Genomic DNA, 20,345 nt, shown 5'->3' with positions numbered 1-20,345 from the left:
ATTTCAGAAAATAATTCTATTACTCTTTGACAAATTCCATAAAATTAGTCAACTAATGCTCGCGCCTTTCGAGGCTGATTTTATGTTTCCCACGCTTACGGACTGGAGCCGATGTCGAATTCGAAACGGATTTTATCGCAGGCAAGACGGGTGGCCATTCAGGCCATTCCGACGGTTCTCGGTATCGTCATCCTGAACTTCTTCCTGCTGCAGTTGGCACCGGGTGATGCCGCCGATGTCCTGGCGGCGGAAGCGGGTTCGGCAACCGTCGAGACCATGGCGGAAATCCGCTCCCGCTTCGGGCTTGATCTGCCGGTTCTGCATCAGCTGATGAACTATCTCGGCAATCTGGCCCAGTTCAGCCTTGGTTTTTCGCCGCGATACGGCATGCCGGTGGCAGACCTTATCGGCCAGCGCCTGCCCGGCACGCTTGCGCTGATGGGCGCAGCCCTTGGTATCGCGATCTTCGTCGGTGTGTTCCTCGGCTCCATCATGGCGCTCTTCTCCGGCAAGCTGCCGGACCGGATCATTTCGATTGGCTCACTGATCTTTTATTCCGTACCGGGTTTCTGGATCGGCCTGATGCTGATCCTGACCTTTTCGGTCAAGCTCGGCTGGCTTCCGTCCGGCGGTGACAGCACCATCGGCAGCAGCCTTACCGGTTTCGCCGCCTTTCTCGACAGGCTTCGCTACATCGTGCTCCCCGCCCTGTCGCTGGCGCTTTATTTTCTGGCCATTTATGCCCGCCTCACCCGCGCGGCGATGCTGGAAGTGAAATCCCAGGACTATGTACGCACAGCGCGTGCCAAGGGCGTTTCGCCGCTCAGGCTCACCACGCGCCATATCCTGCGCAACGCGCTCATCCCCATCACCACCATGGCCGGCATGCATATTGGCGGACTGCTCGGCGGCGCCGTTGTGGTTGAAACCGTCTTCAGCTGGCCGGGCCTTGGCCGCCTCGCCTTCGAAGCCGTCATGGCGCGGGATTTCAGCGTGCTGCTCGGCATTCTGCTTCTCTCCTCCCTCGTCGTCATCATCGTCAATGCGGCCGTGGACCTGTTGCAGGCATGGCTCGACCCCCGCATCGGAGAAAGCCGATGAATTCCTCCCACACAACAGCGGTTCTCAACACGGCGGAACTTGGCGCTGAAGAGACCAATCCCAAACCGAAAAAGCCTGAAGAAAAGACCTGGCCTTATATCCATGCGCCGGATGCGCTTTCGGCCCGCTCCGTCTCCGTGCCGCGACGTGGACTGCGGCGCGAACTGAAAATCTTCCTCACCAATCCCAATGCCATCGTCGGGTTGCTGTTTCTCGCCACCGTCATCGTCACCGCACTGATCGCCCCGTTGATCTATCCTGGCGATCCCCTGGAAATGGTGGCCCGCCCGTTCCTGTGGCCGGGCCAGAACGCGGCCTATCCGCTCGGAACCGATTCCATGGGCCGGGATGTTCTGGCCGGCATCGTGCATGGCGCGCGCATCTCGCTCACCGTCGGTGTCGTGGCAACTCTGATCGGCCTCACCATCGGCATCGCGGTTGGCGCCTTCGCCGGTTATTTTGGTGGCGTCATTGATGACATCCTCGTCAAGCTGATCGAAATCTTCCAGACCTTGCCGAATTTCGTGCTCTTGGTGGTACTGGTCGCCATCGCCCAGCCGTCTGTCACCACGGTCACGTCAGCCATCGGCATCATCACCTGGCCGCTCGTTGCGCGTCTTACCCGCGCGGAATTCCGCGCCATTCGCGAAAAGGATTATGTGCTCGCCGCCCGCAGTCTGGGTTATGGCCATGCGCGCATCGTTTTTCAGGAAATCCTGCCCAATGCGCTGCCGCCGATCATCGTCACCTCCTCGGTCATGGTGGCGGGCGCGATCCTCATGGAAGCAGCGCTGTCCTTCATGGGGCTTGGCGATCCCAACCGTGTCTCCTGGGGTTCGATGATCGGTTCCGGCCGTGATGTCATCCGCACGGCCTGGTATCTGACCGCCCTTCCCGGTCTTGCCATCGTCTTTACCGTCATTTCGCTGAACCTCATCAGCGATGGCCTCAACGATGCGCTCAACCCCCGTTTTTCGGAGGAACGCCGATGAGCAAACTGATCGAAGTCCATGATCTCTCCGTCAGCTTCGGCTCAACCCAACCGGTCAAAGGCGTCAGTTTCGATGTCAGCCCCGGCGAAATGCTGGCGATCGTCGGCGAAAGCGGCTCCGGCAAATCCCTGACGGCGCTTGGCCTGATCGGCCTCCTGCCCTCCCACGCCAATACCGGCGGCCGGGTTCTGCTCGAGGGCCGCGATCTGCTGCCGCTTTCCGAGCGGCAATGGCGCGGCATTCGCGGCCAGGATATCGGCATGATCTTTCAGGAGCCGATGACCTCGCTCAACCCCGTGCTGACGGTCGGCGAACAGATCATCGAGGTGCTGCGCATCCATGAGAAGATCGACCGGCATCAGGCGCGCAAACGCGCCATCGAGCTGCTGGACCTCGTCAACATTCCCGATGCCAGTCGCCGGGTGGATGATTATCCGCACCAGCTTTCCGGCGGCATGCGCCAGCGTGTGATGATCGCCATCGGCGTTGCCTGCAATCCGAAACTCCTGATCGCCGACGAGGCGACGACGGCTCTTGACGTGACGATACAGGCGCAGATCCTGCAACTGCTCGACAATCTGCGCCGCGATCTCAACATGGCGGTCATCCTCATCACCCACGATCTCGGTATCGTGGCACAATGGGCAGACCGGGTGATGGTCATGTATGCCGGCCGTAAAGTGGAGGAAGGGCTGCCGGAACCGGTTTTCTCCAACCCCTACCATCCCTATACGCGCGGCCTGCTTGCCGCCTCGCCGCGCGCGGAAGATGGCCAGCATTATCGCGACGGGCCGCTCATCGAGATTCCCGGCTCCATCGTTTCCGCCACAGGGGAACGCGGTTGCGCCTTCCGACCGCGCTGTCCGAGCGCCCGTGGTTTCTGCGGGCAGTTCGTGCCGCCGCTAAGGCCGATTTCGGAAGGCCGCTACGCCGCCTGCCCCTTCGTATCCCCCACATCCCAGGAGGTGTCCAATGACGCTCTTGTCAGTGCATAGTCTTTCCACCCACTACTCGGGCGGACGCGGAACCGTGCGCGCCGTCGATGACGTCTCGCTCGATATCGAGGCGGGCGAAACCGTGGCACTGGTGGGCGAATCTGGCTGCGGCAAATCCTCGCTCGGCAAGTCGCTGATGCGTCTGGTCGAACCGTCATCCGGCAGGATCACCTTCAAGGGCGCTGATGTCACGGCAATGACGCCTTCGCAGCTGCGCGGCATACGCCGCCGCATCCAGATGATCTTTCAGGATCCCTTCGCCTCGCTCAATCCGCGACAGACGGTGCGCACCATCCTTACCGGGCCGCTGAAAGTGCACGGCATCGGCGACCGGGCGCGCCAGCGGGAGATTGTTGAAGCCATCGTCGCGCAGGTCGGCCTGCCCACGGATTCGCTCGACCGTTATCCGCATGAATTTTCCGGCGGTCAGCGCCAGCGCATCGGCATTGCCCGCGCACTGGTTCTGGAACCGGAACTGGTGGTCTGCGACGAGCCTGTCTCGGCGCTCGATCTGTCGATACAGGCGCAGATCCTCAATCTTCTGGTGGAGATGAAAAAACGGCTTTCGCTGTCCTATCTCTTCGTTTCCCACGATCTGTCCGTGGTGCGTTATTTCTCCGACCGCGTGCTGGTCATGTATCTCGGCAAGATCGTCGAAAGCGCCCCGACATCGGAACTCTGGGCTTCTCCGAAACATCCTTATACTCGCGCCCTTCTCGCTGCCGTTCCCAATCCCGCCCGCCGCAAGCAGGCCGCGCCCATTTCCGGCGATCTGCCGAGCCCGCACGATCCACCATCCGGCTGCCGGTTTCACACCCGCTGCCCGCTCGCCACCGATCTCTGTCGCGAAAAAGCGCCGGATTACACCCTTTTCGGCAAGAACCACGCAGTGGCCTGCCACCATGCCCAATAACTTAAAGGAGCAACCATAATGGTCGACTATCGCTATCTCGGACGCAGCGCGCTGAAAGTTTCACCGCTGAGCCTCGGCACGATGATGTTCGGAGGCCCGACACCGGATGACGTGGCCTTCCGCATCATCGACAAGGCGCGCGAACAGGGCATCAACTTCATCGACACCGCCGATGTCTATCACGACGGCAAGTCGGAAGAGGTCGTTGGCCGCGGCATCAAGTCCACGCGCGATCACTGGGTTCTGGCGACGAAATTCGTCAATTCCCATACCAAGGGCCCGAACCTTGGCGGCCATTCGCGCAAATGGGTGATCGAGACCGTCGAAAATTCGCTGCGCCGCCTTAACACCGACTATATCGACATCCTCTATTTCCACCGCGCCGTCTTCGATGCGCCGCTGGAAGAGCCGGTGCGCGCCATCGCCGATCTCATCCGCGCCGGCAAGCTGCGCTATTTCGGCGTGTCGAATTTCCGTGGCTGGCGCATCGCCGAGATTTCGCATCTGGCCGATCAGCTTGGCATCGACCGGCCGGTTGCCAGCCAGCCGCTCTACAACATCGTCAACCGCACCGCCGAAGCCGAGCAGCTGCCGTCGGCCAATCATTATGGCCTTGGTGTCGTGTCCTATTCACCGCTCGCACGCGGCGTACTGACCGGCAAATATCAGCCAGGCGAACAGCCGGGTGCCGATACGCGCGTTGGCCGGGGCGACAAGCGCGTTCTGGAAACGGAATGGCGTCCGGAATCGGTTGAAATCGCCCAGAAGGTCGCGGCCCATGCCGCTTCGAAGGGCGTTTCGGCGGCGGATTTCGCGCTCGCCTGGGTGCTGAACAACAAGTTCGTCACCGCCGCCATCACCGGCCCGCGCACCGAAGAGCACTGGAATGGCTATATCCGCGCCCTCAATGTGAAAATCGATGCCGAAGATGAAGCACTGGTCGACAGCCTTGTGACGACAGGCCATCCCTCGACACCCGGTTTCAACGATCCGAGCCATCCCGTCGAAGGCCGCGTGCCGCGCAATCTCGAGGCCGCACACCGCCCGGCGCTCAAGCCGCGCGCGGTCGCCTGATCGTCCAGACGAACATGCCTGCGGCGCGATTGTGCCGCAGGCCCTCACATCCGCTCACGGGAAAACCGCAATGTCCAATCCGAAACTACAGACAACCACCACCGATAATTCCGGCGTGCCGAGCCGTGACGAAATCCTGGCCCGGGCAAAGGACATTGCGGCTATCGCGGCCCGGGATGCCGCCCGCCGCGAGCGTCAACGGGAAATGCCCTTCGATATCTTCGCCCTTATCAAGGAGGCAAAGATCGGCACGCTGCGTGTCCCCGAAGCCAAGGGCGGACCGGGCGGCTCGATTGCCGACTATATCGAAGTGCTGATGATCCTCGGCGAAGCCGACAGCAATATTCCGCACGCGCTTCGCAGCCATTTCAATTTCACCGAAAATCTCGCCCTTGCACCCATCGAGCTGGAGGACCGGCGGCATCTTGAACAGGTCCTCGCCGGCAAGCTCTTTGCGGGCGCCAGCACCGAACAGGGCACCAAACGCCCCGGCGAAATCACCACGCGGCTGAGTGCCGATGGCGACCGCTACCGGCTGAACGGCCGCAAATGGTATGCGACCGGTACGGCCTTTGCCGATTTCGGCACCTTCAGCGCCATTGGCGATGACGAGCAGCCGATCGGCGTGCTCATTCCGCTTGATCGCACCGGCATCACCATTCTCGACGACTGGGACAGCATGGGCCAGCGCATGACCGCAAGCGGCGGCGTGCTGCTTGAAAATGTCGAGGTGCTGCCGCATGAGCTGACAACCCGCAGGCTCGGCACCCAGATCGGCCGCCACAGCTCGGCCATGCGGCAGCTGCATCTCGCCGCGTCTGCCGCCGGCGCCGTTCAGGGCGCGCTTAATGACGGTGTGGAATATGTTCTGCGCCAGGCACGCACCACGCTTCACAGCGCTGCGGAAACCGCCAATCAGGATCCCTTCGTGCAGAAGATGCTGGGTGAAATCAGTGCCGGCGCTTTCGCCGTCAAGACGCTCATTCGCGAAGCGGCCCGAACGCTCGACAGAACAGCTGCCGCCTTTGCAAATGGTGATGAAGAGGCCATTGAGGCAGCCCTGCTGGAAGGCTCGCTCGCCACCGCCCGCACCCAGATCATCGCCTCGCAGCTTTCGCTGACCGTCGCCACCAACCTCTATGAGCTCGGCGGCGGCTCGGCGACCTCGAGCGACCGGAATTTCGATCGTCACTGGCGCAACATCCGCACTGTCTACAATCACAATCCACTTGCCCACAAGGCGCGGGTGATTGGTGACTATTACCTCAATGGCACCACGACGCATCTCAGGGAAGGCCGGGTGTTCTGACCATGCGGAAGATGCAGGCGGCAAAGGAGGAACAGCAATGAGAACGGAGTTTGTCGCTCCCGCCGCGAGCCGGGCAGCTTTTCGCCTGCCTACACTTTCCCGCCTGCCGCCGCTGACCGCTTTGCGCGCCTTTGTCGTGGCCGCCCGCCATGCGAGCTTCTCGCGGGCAGCGGAGGAACTGCATGTCTCCACCGCCGCCATCGGCCAGCAGGTCCGAATTCTCGAAACCCATCTCGGCCAGCCGCTTTTCAGCCGCCAGCGCGGTGAATTGCTGCTGACGGATGCCGGCAGCGCGCTTTATCCCGGCCTTGCCGATGCTTTCGAGACCATGATCGGCAGTCTTTCCGACCTGATGGTTTCGAATGCCCGACCGCAGCTGAAGGTTCTGGCGGAGGGTTGCTTTGCCGCACGCTGGCTGGCGCCGCGGCTGGGCAGTATCGTTCCGGCACTCGGAGACGTCGAGCTTTCGATCGAATCCATCGAGGGTGAAACCGTCGATCTCACCCATTTTGATGCCGATTGCGCCATCGTCGCCACCCACGCGCAAATTCCGGGCTTCATTCATGAGCCGCTTTTCGCCGACACCGTCAGCGCAGTCTGCACTCCCGAGTTCGCAACCCGCCATGAGCTTGCAGGCGAGCCCGCCCAATTGCGAAATCTCGGCTTTGCGATGTTGCGCGGCAATGGCCTGGACGCCGCCTTCGAATGGGCGAACTGGCTGCGCGCCTGCCGCATTCCACTCCGGCTTTCGGCGACCGGTCCGCGTTTTTCACGCCAGACGGCGCTGATAGAAGCAATCTTGTCCGGCCATGGCATCGGCCTCGCGCGCCACTCGCTGATTTCGGAAGAGCTGAAAAACGGCCGCCTGATCGCCCCCTTTGGCTCACCGCAGCCGACTGCCAGCCGTTACCACCTGCTGACCAGTCCGGACAGGCGGCGGCTGCCGGAGGTCGCATCTCTACTCGCTCTGTTGCGCGAGGATATACGCTCCCTCGAAGCCGCCGCCTGAACACGCCCGTCCCACCTCAGGCGCGTTCCCTTTGCAACTCTCTGGCCGCGTAGATATTATCCGGCCGGGGCAGGCCATAATGGTCGCGCAGCGTATCGCCTTCGTAATCCTCACGGAACAGGCCACGCCGCTTCAGGATCGGCACCACCTCATCCACGAAGATATCGAACCCGCCATTCAGCCATGGCGGCATGATGTTGAAGCCATCGGCTGCGCCTTCGCGGAACCAGGTCTCTATCCAGTCCGCCACCTGTTCCGGCGTTCCGGAAATCACCTTGTGGCCGCGCCCGCCGGCAAGCCGGTGCAACAATTGCCGGATCGTCGGGTTTTCCCGGTCGATGACATCAAGAACCAGCTGGTGTCGGCTGCTATCCGCCTGCGCCCGTGTCGCTTCCACCGCCTCCTGCGGCAAGGGCTGATCGAGATCGGCCGATGAGAGGTCTATGCCGGTGATGCGCTGCAACTGCCCCAGCGAAAAAGCGGGCTGGATGAGATCGTTGAAGGAGGCCTCGAGCTTGCGCGCCTCCTCTTCGGTGGAGGCGATGAAGGGGCTGATACCAGGCAGGATTTTCACATGGGCGGGGTTGCGCCCCGTGGCCGCCACGCGCCGCTTGATGTCAGAATAAAAAGACCGCGCACTCTCCAGAGTCTGATGCGCGGTAAAGATTGCCTCAGCATAGTGAGCCGCAAAACCACGGCCTTCCTCCGAGGAGCCTGCCTGCACATAGACCGGCCGGCCCTGTGGTGAACGCGGCACGTTGAGCGCGCCCCGTACCCGATAAAACTCGCCATCGTGATTGGCGGGGTGGATGCGGTCTGTCTCGGCAAACAGACCGCTTTCCTTGTCGGCGACGATGGCATCGTCTTCCCAGCTGTCCCAGAGCTTCGTCACCACATCGACGAACTCGATGGCCTGACGGTAACGGTCGGCATGCGGCGGGTGTTTCTGGAGATTGAAGTTACCGGCCGCAGCATCGGCCGAAGTCGTGACGATGTTCCAGCCAACCCGGCCGCCGCTGATATGATCGACGGACGCAAACAGCCGCGCGAGATTGTAGGGCTCGTAATAGGTGGTAGAGGCCGTGGCGATGAAACCGATCTTTTCGGTGACGGCGGCAAGCGCCGCCAGCATGGTGATCGGCTCCAGCCGGTGGCGGGCGGCGTAGCGGATATTGGCGTCCAGCACCGGCGCATCGGCAAAGAAGATGGCATCCAGTTTCGCCGCTTCGGCCTTGCGGGCGATATCCTGATAGAGCTTTATATCGGTGACGCGATGGGGCTCTGAATCCGGATGCCGCCATGCCGCCTCATGATGTCCGCCAGGATAGATAAAGGCATTGAGAACCAGCTTTTCGGATTTTCTGCTCATGGAAATGACCTCTTATTCGCTCTGATGCGGCTTGAAACCGAAGGAGGCTCACGCCTCCTTCGTCACCCAGGCTTTGGCGAGATTGCCGCTCAGCCCCTCTGCGCCTGTCGCATAGTCCTTGATGCGCACGCTGCCGACGACCGGCTGGATGGGAGAGACAAGATTGATGACGGGAAGATCCCTGGCAACGACAGCCTGAAATTCCTTGAACAAGGCCGCACGCTTTTCGATATCCGGCTCCACTGCCGCCGCTTCCAGCAGCCGGTCCACCTCCGGATTGGCGTAATGGCTGGCATTGGAGAACGGCAGGCCGATCTTGAAGTTCTTGCTCCAGTAGACACGCTGCACACCGGCAGTTGGATCGAAAGTGTTGGAGAGGGACTCCACCGAAAGGTCCCAGGCGCGGTCGGTATAGACCACCTTCACATAGGTGCCGAAATCGAATTTCTGGATATCCGCCTCGATGCCGATCTTCGACAGCGCCTGCGCGATGAAATCCGAATAGGTCTGCGGGTTGAAGGGGTTGGTGGTAACCCGAAGCTTGAAGCGCTTGCCGCCGTCCTTGCGCGGGAAGCCTGCCTCATCCAGCAATTTCTCCGCCTGCGCGACGTCGAACTTGGCAAAACCGATATCGGGATTGTGGAACTTCGCAAGGCCGGGGCTGATCGGCGTCGGCGACGGCACGGCATAACCGTAAAGCACGGTATCGATGAGCGCCGGAACGTCGATGGCATGGGCGATGGCCTGTCTGACCTTCAATTCCTTGAGATATTCGTTCTCAAGGTTGATCACCAGCTGGTTCTGCTGGCCGGCATAGGCATAGATGCGGTCATCCACCTTCAGCGTCGGAATGGATTTCAGCCGTTCCAGATCGGCTAGTGCGACCGGGTTGGGGCCGATGTCCCCTTCCCCGGTTTCCAGTGCGGCAGCACGGGCGCCCGCATCGTTGATGAGGCGAATGATGACGCGGTCGAGATGGGGGCGCGGCGCATCCCAATAATCGGCGTTTTTCTCCAGCAGGATATGGCTGCCGGGCACCCATTCCTTCAGCACGAAAGGACCGCTGCCGATGATCTGGGCGGGTTTCGGATTATCTGTCGGCTTGAAGGTCTCGAAGATATGCTTCGGCACGATTGGCGATTCCGACGAGGCAAGCGCGGTAATCAGGCCCGGCGCCGGCTTGGAAAGCTTCACCTTCGCGACCAGCGGATCGGAGGTATCGACGCTCTCGACATTCGCGAACGTCGCCCGGCCGCGCGGATGGGCTTCCTTCAGCCGCAGAATGGAAAATTCCACATCTGCCGATGTCACCGGTTTGCCGTCGTGAAACTTCGCCTTCGGCTGCAGATGGAAGACATATTCCAGCCCATCGGCCGAAACGCTCCATTCCCTGGCGAGGCTCGGCTTGGGCGAAAGCTCGTAATCGTAAGTCAAAAGCCCGTCGTAAATCTTCGAGCCGATGAATTGCGGGCCGCCGGCGCTGGTGTTGATCGCCACAAGCTGTGTCGGCTCGGGAAAATAGACGATTTTGAGCGTACCGCCCGAAACCGGTTCTTCGGCAGCGGCAAAGGAACCGCCCGGAAGCGCGACGAACGCCCCGACAGCGAGTGCAATTTTGTGAAACTGGCGTCTGGAAATGGTCATGTCTGTCTCCGAAAAAAATCCGATATGCGGGCGCGGCAACTCAGTGCAGCTGCGGGAACCCCTGGCGCTCGGCGAGAATTTGCAAAATGCGTTTGGTGTCCTGAATGAAGTGCGTCTCGCCCTTGGCCGTAGCGTCGCCGGGCGCGTCGCCGGCAAAGACGAACAACGGCAGCGACTGGTTTTCCTCTCCCACGGCGGCGATGACAGCCTCACGCGGGCGCTGGAAACCGACGCGGCGGATATCGATCCCGGCAGCAAGATCAGGAAAGGCGGCAAGCAGGCCTTCGATCTGGTTACAATGCGGGCAGACGAAGCGGACACCGGGGTGCTTTGGGTCCTCAAAACCGGGGGCAATCAAAAAAAGCGTATCCTTGGCCATGGCATCCATCCATGTGAGGGTGAGATTTCCAGCTCACAGTGCAGGCCGCCAAAGCGTCGGTCCAGAAAGCAATTCTTGCTTCGCGGCGAAGAAATGCTTTGCGCTAAATTATTGATGAAACTTATTTTTTCGAAATTTTCACGGGTGGCATCGCTGTTTCGCCCGACCTGTTTCATGCGCAAAGTTTTTCTCGAAAACGGGCTTGCCGCGCGAAGGTGCAAACAGGGTGGAAGGCGGACTTCGGCAATAAAAAACCCGGCAGAATTGCCGGGTTAATGTTGATGATCGCAGCCCCCCTCATCCGTCATGCCGGGCTAGATCCGGCATCCAGCCACGGCGCGTCTGCGCCGTGAGAAGAGTCTCTTGCGATCAAGGACTTGATCGCGCTGGACGCCGGATCCAGTCCGGGGTGACGGAGCTTGGATGCCCCCTTTTGACAAACACTCACTCGTCTTTCCAGGCCGTCGCCAGATCGCCATAAGCAATATCGATGGTCGTCACGAGCGATTTCAGGCTGGTATTGCGCAGAATGACGGTCGGCAAAGCGACGATCGAGAAATTCGGCAGATCGTCGCCGGTGATTTTCTGGATATCGTGGAACTGCGCCGCCCGTTTCGTTTCGTCCACCTCAATCGCGGCGGCACGGAAAAGATCATCCACCTTTGGATTGTTGTAGTGAGCGGCGTTGACGTAAGGCGCGGGTTTCTTGATCCCGTCGGACCAATAGAGGCGCTGCACGCCCGCTGTCGGATCGAACAGCCGGCTGATGCCATTCACCGTCAGGTCAAAACCGCGCTCGGTATAGACCCGCTTGATGAAGGTGGCGAGATCGCCTTCGACAATATCCACCTTCACGCCAAGTTTGCCGAAGGATGAGCGGAGATATTCGGCGGTTTTGCGAAAGACGTCGGAAGGCAGGAAGGCCAGCCGCAGCGAAAACCGGGTGCCATCCGCACCCTTCGGATAGCCCGCTTTGTCCAGCAACTCGTTCGCTCTGGCGAGATCGAAGGGATAATTGAAAGGCTTCTCGTCATTATAGGCGGTGAAGACGGCCGGGATGTTCGAACCGGCGGGTTTCGCCGTGCCGAAAAAGATGGCGTCGTTGATGAAATTGCGGTCGGCGGCATGGGCCAAGGCATGCCGGACCTCTTTTTTCGCAAGGATCGGGTTCTCCAGATTGAATTCGAAGACGGCGGCATTGTTGAGATAGGAGTCGGTATAAACCTCCACCGCAAGCTTCGGATTTTGCCGCAGACGCTCCAGATCGCTGTAGGACACATCGGCGGTATAATCCGCCTCGCCTGTTTCAACGGAAATGGTGGTGGAAGCCGAATCGGCGACGAAACGGGCCACGAAACCGTCGAGATAGGGAAGATCGGCCTGCCAGTAGTTCGGATTCTTCTTCAGCTTCACATAGCTGCCGCGTTTCCATTCCTCGAAGACGAAGGGGCCGGTGCCGACTGGCGCGTTACCGTTCGGGCTTTCATTGTAATTTTCCGAAGCATAGGCATGGGCCGGCAGGATGGGTGTTTCGCCACCCGTCAGCGCCCGCAGGAGATAGGGCGCGGGCTTGGAAAGCACCACCACGGCCGTCAGCGGATCGGGCGTTTCGATATCGGCAATATTGGCGAAGGTGATGCGCCCGCGTGGACCGACCTTCTTGAAGGCCAGCAGGGAAAATTTGACGTCCTGCGACGTGAAATCCTTGCCGTCATGCCATTTGACCCCCTTGCGCAGCTTGAAGGTGTGGCGCAGCCCGTCGGCCGATGTTTCCCAGCTTTCAGCCAGAACCGGGTGCGGTTTGAACTCGCTGTCGAACCGCACCAGCCCTTCAAGGATTTTCGTGGAAATGGCGCGGGTGCGCGTATTTGAATCGGAAAGCGGCACGAGCGTCGTCGGCTCGCCAAGGCCTGCAAGGGTGACGATCCCGCCCTTTTTCGGCGTTTCGGCCGCCAGAGCCGGCAGGGAGGGCAACAGCATGGCCCCGGTTAGCGCTGCACTCAAAAGCAATGTCTTACGTCTTGTAATATCCATGGATGTTTCCTCTTGCAGGCTTGTTTTTAAATCTTCACGCAGGCTTCAGCCGGGTTTCCACCAGCCGGGCAAACAGCGTGGCGCCAACCGGCAGGATGGCGTCGTCAACGATGAAGCCGGAATTATGGGCGGGCACCGTGCCGGAATGGCCGAGGGTGAAAAACGCGCCGGGCGCGTGTTTCAGGAGATCGGCAAAATCCTCGCTGCCCATGAAGCGGCCGGGCTCGGTGGAAACGCGCTCGTCTCCCAGAACCTCACGCGCCACGCCGGCGACGATCTCCACCGATGCATCATCATTGGTGAGAACCGAGAATATGTCGCGAATATCCACCTCGGCGGTGAGGCCGTGCGCTGCGGCAATGTGATCGGAAATCGTGCGGATGCGCTCCCTTATGGTTTCGCGCACGCTGTCGGAAAAAGCCCGCACCGTGCCGGCAATCGCGGCCGTTTCGGGAATGACGTTATAGGCCGATCCCGCCTCGATGCGCGTGATCGACAGGACGGCGGGATCGGTCGGCGGCACGTTGCGGCTGACGATGGTCTGCAGCGCCTGAATGAGTTCACCCGTCGCCGGCACCGGATCACGCGAAACATCGGGGTGAGCGGCGTGTGCGCCCCTGCCCCTTAACCGGATATCGAAGAAATCCGCCCCCGCCAGAATGGTGCCGGGCGAAACCTTGAGGTGATTGGGCGCGGCATGGGTTGAATTGTGCAGCCCGTAAATCTCGTCGACGGGGAAGTCCTTGAACAACCCGTCGGCGATCATGGCGCGTGCGCCGCCGAGACCCTCCTCGGCCGGCTGGAAAATGAACACCACCGTGCCGGCGAAATCGCGGGTTTCCGCCAGATAACGCGCGGTGCCGAGCAGGATGGTGGTGTGCACATCATGTCCGCAGCCGTGGAATTTGCCGGGATAGACCGACGCATAGGGCAGCCCGGTTTCCTCCGGCATCGGCAGGGCGTCCATATCGGCCCTAAGCCCAATGGAGCCGTTGCCCGCATGGCGGCCGCGCAGCACGCCGACCACGCCGGTCGTGCCATAACCGCGATGCACCTCAATGCCCCAGGAGGCGAGCTTTTCGGCGACGATGCCGGAGGTGCGGACCTCCTCGAAACCGATTTCCGGATGCTGGTGCAGATCGTGGCGAATGGAGACGAGTTCGGGAACATAGGTTCCGATCCGATCCAGGATTTTAGGAGCGGGTGTTTTGACGGGATCGACGGCGATATTCACGGTATCTCCTCAGGGCAAAAAATATCGTTCTCGCAATCTCGGCGATTGCGAAGTGCAAGCTTCAAAACTGGAAAGCAGAGGCGGAAGAGGTGTCAGAGCCTCAGGCCAGCCTCCTTCATCAAAGGCAGAATGCGCTCGGCGAAATAGTCGAGGTCCTCGCGGAAATCGTAGAAATTCAGCTGAACCCCATCGATCCCGGCCTTTTTCAGACCGACAAGCTGCTCGACCACCTGCTCGGGCGAACCGATGATCTCGATATTGCCACCGAGATTGCGGCCCTGCTTATGGCGCGCATCGCCACGGCCGCGCCAGGCATGGGCGTCGCTGTCGTAATTATTGGTGGCGAAGGCGCGGGTGCCGGGCTGCGGTTTTCCGCCCTCGATGGCATCCGCATAGGCAATCGCCTCCTTCTCCGTATCGCGGCTGACGATGATCGGGTTGATGATCGTCTTCACCTGCCGGCCATAGGCCTTTGCGCGGTTTTTAATGTTTGCGACATGATCGGGAAGCGTTTCCAGCGCGCTGTCTATATGCGCGCCGCCGGGCGAGGTGACGAAAACCAGATCGGAATGACGGGCCGCGAAATCGATGCCTGCGGGCGAACCTGTCGCCGTCACCAGCGGCGAGCGTCCAAAAGCAGGCTTCGGCGTGATCCAGCCATTGTTGATCGCCCAGGGATTGAGCTTGCCTTCATAGGAAAAATTCTCGGTCTCGCCCCACAGGCGATGCAGCACATCGAACAATTCGCCGGCCATGTCGTAGCGCTTGTCGTGGTCGATACGCTGCCAGCCGAACATTTCATGTTCGATGGCGCGGTGGCCGGTGACGATGTTGATGCCCCAGCGTCCCTTGGCGATATGATCCAGCGTCGCACCATATTTGGCGAGATGCAGCGGATGCAGCGGCCCATAAAGCACGTGGATGGTGGAGATCAGCAGAATGTTCTTCGTGACGGCCGCCATGGCGCCAAGCGCGATGAAACTGTCGAGCGAGGATTCACCGTCGTAACCGCCCTTGGGCAGCCATTGCGTGCGGCTGAAGGCGATCTCGAAACCTAACTCCTCCGCGCGCTTCACCAGTTCGACATTATAATCGAAGGTCCAGCTGTTACTCGTCGGCAGGCTGGAGAAATTGATGTCCTGCAGATTAAGGAACAGGCCCAGCATCAGCGGCTGCTTCACCGCCCGGCTGAGCGGGCTGTCTTCGAAATCGGTCGGGCTTTTCAGTTCCAGACCTTTCAGCTCGGGACCTTCAGGCAGCGGAACGGTCAGCGCCATGTCTTTTCTCCTTCGGAATTGTCGCCCTGCGGGGCAGCAGCCGCCAGCCGGGCGCGCAGATAATCTTCCACACTGCGGGGCAATCGGCCGGTAGTCTGCTGGATAATGTCGTTGACGGATGCCGCGAGATTTTCGCGAATGAGCTGCCCGAATTCCCCGATCGCCTTCTGCTCGAACGCACCGACATGCGGCGGAAAGGCCGGGGCGGCATTATGCGAAACTCCAACGGGACGATGCAGGATGCGCGCAGCGATACGGGCGATTTCCAGCGCCGTCAGGGCCTCGCCGCCAGTCAGCACGAAAGTGCCGGAAACCGGTGCGCTCGATGTCAGGGCATGAACGGCGACATCGGCAATATCGTCGGCATCGATGAAGGAAACGGCCGCATTGCCAAAGCGGGCCGGTACATCCTCCCCCTTGCGCAGTGCGGCGACGACGGGTTCCAGCGCAACCTGCATCCAGGCATTGGGTCGCAGCACGGTATGCGCGATGCCGCTTTCGGCCAGACGCCGTTCGACTTCAGCATGCGCCGCCCCCGAAATGGAGCGCGCGGCATTTCTAATGGTCCAGTCGGAGCCGGATATTTTCACGATCCGTGATACACCGGCGGAGAGAGCGGCATCGATAACCGCCCTCTGGTCCGCCGCCAGCGTCTCTCCGAGGGGGGAAAGCAGGAAAACCCTGTCTATTCTCCGCGCGGCTTCTTTAAGGCTGGCCGGATCGGAAAAATTACCCTCCGCAATCTCGACCCTGTCGCCCCAAAGCTTCAGCGCATCGTCCCGCCTGCGGGTCAGCACCCGAACCTCCGCCTCTTTCTGCAAAAGACGGCTGACGACACGTCTGCCGAGCTTGCCGGTTGCGCCCGTCACAAGAATGGTGGCCGCCATGACGCCCTCACTTTCCCGCACTGCGTTGCGCAGCATCTTGCTGTAGAGAAAGGGCGCGCGGATCGGCCCAGTCCTGCACATCGAAATCTTCGGGGATGAATTTCCATTCCAGCAGGAAATCCTTGAAGTGGCTGAGCGCATCCAGCTCGGCCGGATCGAGATCGAGCCTCAGATTGCGATGCACATCCGGGCCATTCGCAGCCAGAACCGCTTCCTCGCTGACGCCGATCTCGCGGGCGATGAAGCGCACGGCTTCCGCCGGATTGTCATTTGCCCATTGGGCAACCCGCTGTACGGTGGCGACGAGTTTCGCCACCAGGTCGGGCCGCTCATCGGCAAAGGTGGCGTCCACCGTCAAGGGGCGCGGCGTGCCATTGTTGATGCGGATTTTCGGATCGGGGTGAAACCCCGTCGATACCACGACCTGCGCACCGATTAGATTGGCGACCGTGACACCTTCCGCTCCCTTGACGAAAAACGCATCGATCTGGCCCCGATGCAGCGCTGCAATCTCCTCGCCATAAGGAAACCGCCGGCGCAGGCCATGGAACCTGTCGTCAGAAGGATTAAGCAACACCGGCTCTTTCGCCGTGAGATCGACAAGCTCGACATCCGCAACGGCGAGGCCCGAGACCGTCAGCGCCGAAACGATGCCCTTGAGCGATGTCGCACGCTGGAAATCGATGGTTTCATTCGGCCGTTTCGGCAGGCCGATGCGCCGTCCCTTCAGATCGCTGCCCTTGCTTATTCCGCTTGCCGGCAAGGCGATGACGGCCTGAAACTCGTCGGTCCTCGTCAGCCCCACCAGCCGTGTTTTCCGGCCGCCTGATTTCGCCCAGATCGGCGGAATATTGCCGCCCTGACGGAAGGACCAGTCCAGGCGATGATCGAAATGGCTCTGGCGAATGGCCGGATCGGCCGCATCGCGAATGGAGGAAACAGAGATGCCATGGGCGCCAAAACGTTCCTCGATCCAGCCCAGTTGCGCCGCGATGGAAAGCGGTGTGGGTGCCGGGCAGCGTGTGTACCACACGGTTACAGGTTGGGTTATCTGGCGAAGAGCGGCATCAGCCATGGCGTTCGTCCTCGAAATTACGATCTAGACGGCACGCTACACGCCATAAAATATTTTCTATAGATAAAGTGTACTATTTCACGCGCGATTGGGGAAATTCGTTTCCATCTTGTGAGTGCTTTGCCAAGAAGACGGAATATCCTTTCGAGAATGGCAAGATTTCGGGTCGGATTCCCCAGCCGGAATCACCCCTTTCTCACATTCGAGCACCGCTTGGGGGCTGCCACGGATGAAAGTTTTTCTTCTCCAAGCAGCAAGGATTTTTAACTCGCGACCGGACCCCCGGCTGTTACGCTTTCCGCAATTGCGCCGGTCATACAGGCCGGCAATCCAACAGACCTGAAAGAAACGTGGCAGCATGAGCAAGACCAAACGCCGGCTCAATCTCAATGTCGGCATCAACACCACCGGATACCTCGCCAATGCCTGGAAATACCGGAGCGGAGACCGGCACGACATCAACGACATAGGCTATTATCGCCGGCTGACGGAACTGGCCCATAAGGGCCGGTTCGACGCCGTTTTCCTTTCCGACCACCCGGCGCTGCTGACCGACCCCGCAAGCCGCCCGTTTCACACCATCGATCCGCTCATTCTCTCGACATCGCTTGCGGCACAGGTGCCGGATATCGGCTTTGTGGCGACGGTGTCCTCCACCTATAATTCGCCCTATAATTTCGCCAGACGGACGCAATCCATCGACCTCGTCACTGGCGGCCGGCTGATCGTCAACATCGTCTCTTCCTTCAACCCGAATGTCGCCGCCAATTTCGGCAACGATCCGCTGCCGCCGCGCAGCGAGAGATATGCCAAGGCCACCGAATTTCTCGATGTGGCGAAAAAACTCTGGTCGAGCTGGGACCCGCGCCGCGAAGGCGAGGTGCCGGAAGAGCGTTTCTGGGATGCGGCGACCGCCGAAAGCATCGATCATGAGGGGCAATATTTCCATGTGAAAGGCCCGCTCAACGTTCCGCGCGGGCCGCAGGGGCATCCGGTCATCGCGCAGGCCGGCGCCTCCGAAGGCGGCATCGATCTGGCGGCACGCCATGGCGAGATCATCTATTGCAACATCCTGTCACGCCCGGCAGGTCAGGCCTTCGGCAAGAAGGTCCGTGACCGCGCCGTCTCCCTCGGCCGCGATCCCTCCGGCATCCGCATCGTTCCCGGCCTTGTCGTCATTCTCGGCGAGACCCGGGAAGAAGCGTTGCGCAAGCATGAACTCTTCAGCGGGACAGGCTCGGAAGATGGGCTTCTGGTGCGTTTCGCCAAAGAAAACGGCATTGATCCGCGCGACTTCAACCCGGATATAAAACTCGATGGCGAGCGCTTCATTCCCGACCAGAACCGGCAATGGGCCGTTGGCATGGGGCTTGGCCTTTCCGAACTGCTGACCCACGAAAAGCTCACCGCCCGTGAGGCCGTGCGCCGCTCCGAGGGGCACCACCGGCTGCTGCTCGGCACGCCGGAAGAGGTGGCGGATGGCATTATCGACCTCTGGCAGGATGGCACGGTGGATGGTTACACCCTGCAGCCGCCACGCGCGCCGGACGATATTGCTGAATTCGTCGAAAAGGTCGTGCCGGTGCTGCAGGATCGCGGTGTTTATCCGCGCGAATACGAAGGTGCGACTATCCGCGACCGTTATGGCCTGTCTTATCCAGATTGAATAGCAGCGCTGGCGCTATCGCAATGTCGATCTCCCGCCGTTTCCCGCTTGAAGCGGGAAGGGCGGGAACGGGACATATTATTGGCCCGTCGCCACTTTCAAAACCGGCAGCCCGCCGGAAAGCTGCGGCAGGGCGGAGGCGAAATCCGTGACGATCTGGCGGTAATCTTCCGGCTGGAATTCATAAGGCAGTTCGAGACGGAATTCCGAGACGAGCGGAAGAACGGGATCGCGCGACAGTTTCTCGAGAATTTCGTCCGTCGTGCCGACGATATCGGGCAGGAAAAGCGTGCGGCGCGCCCCATGCGGCGAGGTCGTGCGCTTGTCACGCTCGGCGGCGAATTCCTGATAACGGCGGCGGGTCGCGGCGCTGGCGCTATCCGTCGGCAGGATCACGCGGCCAAGAGCGACACGCGGCTGGCGCTCATGCGACCATTCCTGCCGGAAGCGGCTGACCAGCGCCGCCTGCGCGGTCAGGAAATCATCGGTATTTTCGCCGCTGACGATATTGCCCGTCAGAAGATTGAAGCCCGCCTTCCCCGCCCAACGCGCGGAATTCTGCGACCCGCCGCCGTACCACAGCCGGTCAGTCACCCCACTGGCGATTGGCCGAAGGCGTGGCACCTGTGCACCCGCCGCATTGCCCGCTTCCGTCTCGCTGGACAGCGGTTCCGATCTCAAGGCCCTCGCCAGCTTTTCGGCGCGGGCGTGGCTGTAATCCGCATCGGGAACCGTATCGACATAGTCCGAAATAAGATGGGCGAAGGGCGGTGCGCCCACCGAAACCCCGACATTCAATCGCCCACGCGACAGGACATCCACCGTGGCCAAATCTTCCGCCAGCCTGAAGGGATTTTCGTAACCAAGCTGAATGACAGCAGTGCCGAGGCCGATCCGTTTCGTGCGCTGCGATGCCGCTGCAAGAAAAGTGGCCGCCGAGGACACGCCCCGTTCCAGATGGCGCTGGCGAACCCAGGCGCTGTGATAACCCAGCACCTCCCCGGCTTCGAAAAGCTGCAGGGTTTCTTCCAGCCCCCGCGCCGGATCATCGTCCTGATAATTGCCGGGAACGAGAAAGGCAAAGTGGGAGATATGGGAAAGTGGCATGGCTGTACATCCGGAAACGAGTGTTGAAGCTCAGCAGCGCAGATGCGGCCATCCCCGTTCCGGACAGCCGTTCAATGCGGCGCATACTCACGCAGAATGCATGATGAGGGGCACGGCTGGCACGGCATGTTCGTTTATAGTCCCGACCATTGTTGAAAGATCATTGCGCGATTCAATAGTCTACTAAAATTATGGATTACATCCCCTTCGGCATAGGCCACTCTCATGCCCCCTTCAGATTTTCTTCCGCCAAGACGCAAAATCTCCCTCCGGAGCCCGG

The 20,345-nt window shown here is 60.6% G+C and carries 17 protein-coding genes; 8 read left to right on the top strand and 9 right to left on the bottom strand.

Features of this window, described 5'->3' with window-relative positions; genetic code table 11:
• The first annotated feature begins 111 nt into the window (after positions 1-111).
• From ACIK7D_RS12400 to ACIK7D_RS12370, 7 genes are all read left to right on the top strand, one after another.
• Positions 112-1,101: an ABC transporter permease gene (locus ACIK7D_RS12400; protein WP_080829596.1), complete on the top strand. Its 990-nt coding sequence runs from the start codon at positions 112-114 to the stop codon at positions 1,099-1,101.
• Positions 1,098-2,093, top strand: a complete 996-nt coding sequence (locus tag ACIK7D_RS12395; RefSeq protein ID WP_135397140.1) for an ABC transporter permease — start codon at positions 1,098-1,100, stop codon at positions 2,091-2,093. The genes ACIK7D_RS12400 and ACIK7D_RS12395 overlap by 4 nt, the downstream gene beginning before the upstream one ends.
• Positions 2,090-3,088, top strand: a complete 999-nt coding sequence (locus ACIK7D_RS12390) for an ABC transporter ATP-binding protein (protein WP_400156446.1) — start codon at positions 2,090-2,092, stop codon at positions 3,086-3,088. Before ACIK7D_RS12395 ends, ACIK7D_RS12390 begins: the two co-directional genes overlap by 4 nt.
• Positions 3,066-4,001 (top strand): ABC transporter ATP-binding protein, encoded by a 936-nt coding sequence (locus ACIK7D_RS12385; protein WP_400156445.1) that lies wholly within the window; start codon positions 3,066-3,068, stop codon positions 3,999-4,001. The genes ACIK7D_RS12390 and ACIK7D_RS12385 overlap by 23 nt, the downstream gene beginning before the upstream one ends.
• A gap of 18 nt (positions 4,002-4,019) precedes the next feature.
• Complete coding sequence (locus tag ACIK7D_RS12380; protein ID WP_400156444.1) at positions 4,020-5,075, top strand: aldo/keto reductase; 1,056 nt, start codon at positions 4,020-4,022, stop codon at positions 5,073-5,075.
• A gap of 70 nt (positions 5,076-5,145) precedes the next feature.
• Positions 5,146-6,384 (top strand): acyl-CoA dehydrogenase family protein, encoded by a 1,239-nt coding sequence (locus tag ACIK7D_RS12375; RefSeq protein WP_400156443.1) that lies wholly within the window; start codon positions 5,146-5,148, stop codon positions 6,382-6,384.
• 37 nt (positions 6,385-6,421) lie between these two features.
• Positions 6,422-7,393: a LysR substrate-binding domain-containing protein gene (locus ACIK7D_RS12370; protein ID WP_400156442.1), complete on the top strand. Its 972-nt coding sequence runs from the start codon at positions 6,422-6,424 to the stop codon at positions 7,391-7,393.
• Positions 7,394-7,409: 16 nt separating this feature from the next.
• On the opposite strand, the gene ACIK7D_RS12365 is transcribed toward ACIK7D_RS12370, so the two are convergent.
• The 8 genes from ACIK7D_RS12365 to ACIK7D_RS12330 form a co-directional block, all read right to left on the bottom strand.
• A complete protein-coding gene (locus ACIK7D_RS12365) occupies positions 7,410-8,762 on the bottom strand; it encodes an LLM class flavin-dependent oxidoreductase (RefSeq protein ID WP_400156441.1) in 1,353 nt (450 codons plus the stop codon).
• A 48-nt stretch (positions 8,763-8,810) separates the two neighbouring features.
• Positions 8,811-10,406: an ABC transporter substrate-binding protein gene (locus ACIK7D_RS12360; RefSeq protein WP_400156440.1), complete on the bottom strand. Its 1,596-nt coding sequence runs from the start codon at positions 10,404-10,406 to the stop codon at positions 8,811-8,813.
• 40 nt (positions 10,407-10,446) lie between these two features.
• Positions 10,447-10,785 (bottom strand): DUF3088 domain-containing protein, encoded by a 339-nt coding sequence (locus ACIK7D_RS12355; protein WP_400156439.1) that lies wholly within the window; start codon positions 10,783-10,785, stop codon positions 10,447-10,449.
• A gap of 444 nt (positions 10,786-11,229) precedes the next feature.
• On the bottom strand, positions 11,230-12,819 hold the full coding sequence (locus tag ACIK7D_RS12350; RefSeq protein WP_400156438.1) for an ABC transporter substrate-binding protein: 1,590 nt from the start codon (positions 12,817-12,819) through the stop codon (positions 11,230-11,232).
• Between the two features lie 34 nt (positions 12,820-12,853).
• Positions 12,854-14,053, bottom strand: coding sequence for a M20 aminoacylase family protein (locus ACIK7D_RS12345; RefSeq protein WP_400156437.1), 1,200 nt, complete (start codon positions 14,051-14,053; stop codon positions 12,854-12,856).
• Between the two features lie 92 nt (positions 14,054-14,145).
• Positions 14,146-15,330 carry an LLM class flavin-dependent oxidoreductase gene (locus tag ACIK7D_RS12340; protein ID WP_400156436.1) on the bottom strand — a complete coding sequence of 395 codons (1,185 nt, stop codon included), beginning with the start codon at positions 15,328-15,330 and terminating at the stop codon, positions 14,146-14,148.
• Positions 15,321-16,217, bottom strand: coding sequence for an NmrA family NAD(P)-binding protein (locus ACIK7D_RS12335; protein WP_400156681.1), 897 nt, complete (start codon positions 16,215-16,217; stop codon positions 15,321-15,323). Before ACIK7D_RS12335 ends, ACIK7D_RS12340 begins: the two co-directional genes overlap by 10 nt.
• Positions 16,218-16,224: 7 nt before the next feature.
• Positions 16,225-17,292 carry an ABC transporter substrate-binding protein gene (locus ACIK7D_RS12330; RefSeq protein WP_137453845.1) on the bottom strand — a complete coding sequence of 356 codons (1,068 nt, stop codon included), beginning with the start codon at positions 17,290-17,292 and terminating at the stop codon, positions 16,225-16,227.
• 358 nt (positions 17,293-17,650) lie between these two features.
• Here ACIK7D_RS12330 and ACIK7D_RS12325 point away from each other — a divergent pair, with 358 nt between their 5' ends.
• Positions 17,651-18,958, top strand: a complete 1,308-nt coding sequence (locus ACIK7D_RS12325; RefSeq protein ID WP_400156435.1) for an NtaA/DmoA family FMN-dependent monooxygenase — start codon at positions 17,651-17,653, stop codon at positions 18,956-18,958.
• A 78-nt stretch (positions 18,959-19,036) separates the two neighbouring features.
• Here the strand turns inward: ACIK7D_RS12325 and ACIK7D_RS12320 are convergent, their stop codons facing one another.
• Positions 19,037-20,065 carry an LLM class flavin-dependent oxidoreductase gene (locus ACIK7D_RS12320; RefSeq protein ID WP_400156434.1) on the bottom strand — a complete coding sequence of 343 codons (1,029 nt, stop codon included), beginning with the start codon at positions 20,063-20,065 and terminating at the stop codon, positions 19,037-19,039.
• Positions 20,066-20,345: the final 280 nt, after the last annotated feature.

It is taken from the genome of Agrobacterium sp. P15N1-A (genome assembly GCF_044626815.1).
Taxonomy (GTDB): domain Bacteria; phylum Pseudomonadota; class Alphaproteobacteria; order Rhizobiales; family Rhizobiaceae; genus Agrobacterium; species Agrobacterium leguminum.
Note: the sequence above shows the minus strand (reverse complement) of the source record. Positions and strands in the feature narration are given on the sequence as shown.